Genomic DNA, 4,104 nt, shown 5'->3' on the forward strand with positions numbered 1-4,104 from the left:
GCGCCTGCTCGTAATCCGCTTTCAATTCAGCAAGTGCTTGCTCCGCATCCGACACGTCAATACGGCCACGTCCGTCGAGCGCGCTTTCGAGTTCTGCCGTTTGCCGCTCTGTCGTGTGGCGGTCTTGTTTGTACCGCTCAATTTGTGTTTTCAATTCTTCGTAGCGGGATGCCTCCAGTTTAGCCTTTTGATAAGCTTCTTTCGAGGCGAAAGCGGATTTCACGAGTGCTTCCTCGAAACGGCTTTCGGCATGACTGCGCTTTTCTTGCAGTTCTTGTACGGACTGCTTGCTATGCCGAAGCGATACAGCCGCTTCCGACACTTGCCGTTCGGCTTTTTGGAGGGCATCCTGCGCACGTTGCCAAGCCGTTTCCAAGCGGTCTTTCGTTTCCTGCGCTTTTTCGGTCTCTGTTCGAAGCGACCCAAGATCACGGAGCGCTTCCGGGATCGATGTCAGTTTGCTTTCCAAAACAGCTTGTGCCGATTCATGCACAGAGCGTTTTTCATGTGCGCTGTGTTGGGCTTCCGCCTGTTGTTTCTTTAAGCTCGATAACTGGTCTTCCATCTCCCCGAATGTCAACTTGCGCTTGCGCAGCTGCTCCTTATCGGCCTGCAATTGTTCAAGCTCATCGGTTAGTGAATGCTGTTCAGCCTGTATTGCTTCCAATTGCGCTTCTGCTTGTTCAGCAACAATCGACATGCCGTCCAGCTCCTCGCGCTTCACTGCCGCCTGCTCATGGACCGCGGCTTGTTCCGCTTCCGTTTTGCGGAATTTTTGCTCGCTTTGTGCCAACACTTGCTTGGCCTGTTCCATCGCTTGCTGGTCCACTGCTGCAGAGGTGCCTGGCTGTTTTGCCGGGTGGTCGAGGCTGCCGCAAACGGGGCATGCTTCTCCGGCGTGCAGGTTCGATGCGAGCAGCGCCGCCTGGTTAGCGAACCAATCATGTTCCATCGTTTGATAGGCTTTTTGCGCTTGTTCAAACTTCGCCTGATCTTTTGCTGATTGTTCGGCCAAACCTTCGAGCTTTTGCTCTAAGTGAAGATATTCCATCAAGATGCGCCGTTGTTCCGCCAACCGGTTCTGACGGTTCCGCTTGTCGTCGAACTGCTCCAGTCTTTCTTCCAGTTGTTGAATGAATGATTTCGTTTGCGCCAGTTGTTGCTCGGCGCTTACTGCTTGTTCATCCGTTCTTTGTAATGCCGTTCTGGCGTGGATAGCGGCTTTCTCCAATTGCTGGACAGCTGCACGCTGTTGTTCCAGTTCCTTTACGCCTAATTCCATATCATGCAAACGGATCAGCGCTTGCTGTGCAGCTTGACGCTGTTCGTGGCGGGTTTTCATTTCCTGGGCTTTCTGTTCAGCCGTCTCGGCACGAAGCAAGTCTTCGCGTTTTTGGCGTTCATTGGCCATAAGTTCCAGAAGCTGTTCCTCCAAGCCGGTGATCATGCCCGCTTGATCAGCTGCTGTGACTTGCTGCTCCCATTCTTTGACCGCCGGAAGCTGTTGCTCCAGTTCTTGCAAGTGGTGCTGTTTCGCTTCCAATTCGTCAAAGCGTCCGTTCCAGCCTTTTGCTTCGTGGAACTCGGCCATTTTTTTATTGTGGAAATCATAGGATTTCTGATAGCGCTCCCGCAGGCCAATGCTTTCCGATTCATAATGGCGGATCTCCCCTTCAAGCCCGGCGAGTAACTGGCTGCGCTGGAAATCACCTTGCGCGAACACTTCAAAAAGAGCTGATTCACGCTGCGGCAAAGAACCCGCAATCGCCTGCACTTGCTCTTTGTAAAGCATCTGCTGCGCTTTAAAACGGTCCTGCGCTTCTTCTTTTTTGTGCTTGAGCCGCTCGGCAACCAAGCGGTATGGTTCGGTGCGGAAAATCTTCCGCAAAATCGCTTCCTTATTATCGGTTTCAGACGTCAAGAGCTTGCGGAATTCCCCTTGTGGCAGCATGACGATCTGGTTGAACTGGGAGAAAGTCAGCCCAAGGATTTCTTCGATGCGGCGATTGAGCTCCGAGACGATTTGACGCTCGACACACGGCTTTTCACCCGCATCGGTCACTTCGAAAAATTCATAGCGTTCACCGGTCGCGCTTTTATTGCCTTTTTTCACATGACTCATCTGCCGCAGAATGCGGTAAGTGGTGCCGTGCACTTCAAAGGTCAATTCTGCCGAAGTATGGACCGAATCCTTGGCGAAATCGCTGCGCAGGTTTTTCGGTTCACTGCGATCCGAGCCGCTTGCCGAGCCGTAGAGCGCGAAACAAATGCCATCGAAGATGCTTGTTTTGCCAGAACCGGTGCTGCCCGAAATGACAAATAAGCGATTGCCTTCAAGGTCTTCAAAATTAATTTCCTCGCTGTCGCGGTATGGGCCGAATGCTGTCAGTTTCAATTTGACCGGTTTCATGACTTCACCTCTTCCCGCTCAGAATCCGCCTGCAGGAATTCCTGCAACACGTCGCCGAACAGTTCAGCTGTTTCCGCAGACGGTGCATCTCCTTTTACTTCTTCATAGAAAGCGTTGAATAATTGCATCGGGTCCATCTTCCGGCGGCTGCCGATGGTCGATTCACCGGCTTCTTTTGCGAAAGTTTTGCGCTGCACATGCATCGCGTTCGGATACACCGAGCGCACTTTTTCCATCGGATACAAAACGGGCGTCTCATCGAGCAAGGTAACGAAGACATAATCGTCGCTTCTCTCATGCTCCATAATTTCCGCGATTGTCCCTTCCACTGAACGCATATCGCGCTTCGCTGTGAATAAGCGCTTGTCGACTGTGACAGATCCATCTGCAGTTAATTCAACCACATGGAACCCTTTTTGATGATGCTCTTCCGATATCGAATATTTCAATGGCGACCCTGAATAGCGGATCGTTTCATTCAATACATAATGCGCTTTATGCAAATGGCCGAGCGCTGTGTAATGGAACGGTTGGAAATGCTGCGCGCTGACGTGTTCTGCCCCGCCGATCGCAAGCGGCCGTTCGGAATCGCTCGTATTGTCTTCCTGTTCTCCGCGAGGCGTCACGAACGCATGGCCGACGAACACATGACGCGCTGACGGATTCATTTCAGCGGTAATGCGCCCGGTCATCGCTTTCATCGCATCGTCATGGGTTTTGATGTCCGGATCTTCAAATACATGGCGCACCATCGACGGATCCGTGTAAGGCACCAGATGGAAATGTACTTCTCCCGCTTCATCGCTCAAAACGACCGGATCGAATTCAGGCCGGATCGGGCCCGCGATATGAAGGCCGTTGCTTTTCAATGCGCGGCTCCCGAAATCAAGCCTTCCCGGGCTGTCATGGTTGCCTGCCACGGCAATAACCGGCACTTTCATATCCAGTACGATTTTCGCGAGTGTATCGTCCAGCAAACGCACCGCTTCTGTGGGCGGCACGGCACGGTCATATAAATCCCCCGCAATAACCAGTGCATCGGGACGCTCCTGTTCGATTGCTTTGATCAGTTGATCCAGCACAAATCGCTGGTCTTCTGTCATATGTACGCCCTGCACCAGTTTTCCGAGATGCCAGTCAGCGGTATGAATGAATTTCATGAGAAGCTCCCCTTTCTTCTATATAAAAGAATATACGTTCGTTCCATTATACACGATTCATTTCACTTGTTTCATTCCCCTGCCCGGTATATAATGAGAACAAACGTTCTTATCTGAGGAGGGTTATCATGAAAGCACAACTTCTAAAAGCATTCAAATACCGGCAGTTGATCGACATGATGTATATCGCAAATGACGGTACCATCAGCAAACGCCGCGTCAAAATCCTGAAAGTCAGCGGTGATTCGTTCCAAGCTTACTGTTTTTTGCGCCGCGAGAAGCGCCATTTCAAAATCAGCCATGTGCTTTCATGCATGCCCGTCCGCACGAAAGAACGCCAAATTGTCTGAATCCTTTTCCGACTCTTCCTCCTTTATGCTACACTAAGAGGAAATGGAAAATGGAGGATGAGACTCATGAGATTAACCGTTTACCTTGCCGGCGAAATTCACAGTTCTTGGCGCGAAGAAATCAAAAAGAAATCCTTGGCGCTCGATCTGCCGGTCGATTTCGTCGGGCCGATGGAAAACCACG

Annotated in this window: 4 protein-coding genes; 2 read left to right on the forward strand and 2 right to left on the reverse strand. The window is 51.3% G+C overall.

Annotated features, from left to right (window positions below):
• On the reverse strand, positions 1-2,410 hold a 2,410-nt coding region (locus tag ON064_RS17345), incomplete at its 3' end, for an AAA family ATPase (RefSeq protein WP_274625755.1).
• A complete protein-coding gene (locus ON064_RS17350; protein WP_274625756.1) occupies positions 2,407-3,570 on the reverse strand; it encodes an exonuclease SbcCD subunit D in 1,164 nt (387 codons plus the stop codon). The genes ON064_RS17350 and ON064_RS17345, both read right to left, overlap by 4 nt.
• A gap of 128 nt (positions 3,571-3,698) precedes the next feature.
• Here ON064_RS17350 and ON064_RS17355 point away from each other — a divergent pair, with 128 nt between their 5' ends.
• Together ON064_RS17355 and ON064_RS17360 are read left to right on the forward strand one after the other, a co-directional pair.
• Positions 3,699-3,920: a transcriptional regulator gene (locus ON064_RS17355; protein ID WP_121300827.1), complete on the forward strand. Its 222-nt coding sequence runs from the start codon at positions 3,699-3,701 to the stop codon at positions 3,918-3,920.
• A 66-nt stretch (positions 3,921-3,986) separates the two neighbouring features.
• Positions 3,987-4,104 (forward strand): YtoQ family protein (locus ON064_RS17360; protein WP_274625757.1); only part of this gene is annotated, 118 nt, incomplete at its 3' end.

Source organism: Planococcus sp. A6, from assembly GCF_028823615.1.
Lineage (GTDB): Bacteria > Bacillota > Bacilli > Bacillales_A > Planococcaceae > Planococcus.